Annotated in this window: 1 pseudogene; it reads left to right on the forward strand. The window is 65.7% G+C overall.

The annotated features are described in order from the left end of the window. A pseudogene (locus tag F3087_RS45755) lies at positions 1-766 on the forward strand (type I glutamate--ammonia ligase); the annotation flags it as partial.

A 766-nucleotide genomic window follows, 5' to 3' on the forward strand; every position in this document is an offset into this window, starting at 1 on the left:
CGGCATCGCCGACACCGCGTACTTCGGCGCCGAGGCGGAGTTCTACATCTTCGACTCGATCCGCTACGACTCGGCCATGAACGGCGCCTTCTACGAGATCGAGTCGGTCTCGGGCTCCTGGAACACCGGCGCGCAGTTCGACCCGGACGGCAAGCTGAACCGTGGCTACAAGGTCCGCAACAAGGGTGGCTACTTCCCGGTCGCCCCGTACGACCACTACGTCGACCTGCGCGACAAGATCTCGACCAACCTGCAGAACGCGGGCTTCGAGCTCGAGCGCGGCCACCACGAGGTCGGCACCGCCGGTCAGGCCGAGATCAACTACAAGTTCGGCACGCTGCTCGGTGCGGCCGACGACCTGCAGCTGTTCAAGTACATCGTGAAGAACACCGCGTGGCAGGAAGGCAAGTCCGTCACGTTCATGCCGAAGCCGCTCTTCGGTGACAACGGCTCGGGCATGCACGTGCACCAGTCGCTGTGGAAGGACGGCAAGCCGCTGTTCCACGACGAGGCCGGCTACGGTGGCCTGTCGGATCTGGCGCGGCACTACATCGGCGGCATCCTGCACCACGCGCCGTCGCTGCTCGCCTTCACCAACCCGACGGTGAACTCCTACCACCGCCTGGTTCCGGGCTACGAGGCGCCGATCAACCTGGTGTACTCGCAGCGCAACCGGTCCGCGGCCGTGCGTATCCCGGTGACCGGCAACAACCCGAAGGCCAAGCGCATCGAGTTCCGTGCGCCGGACTCCTCGGGCAACCCGTAC

Source organism: Nocardia colli, from assembly GCF_008704205.1.
Lineage (GTDB): Bacteria > Actinomycetota > Actinomycetes > Mycobacteriales > Mycobacteriaceae > Nocardia > Nocardia colli.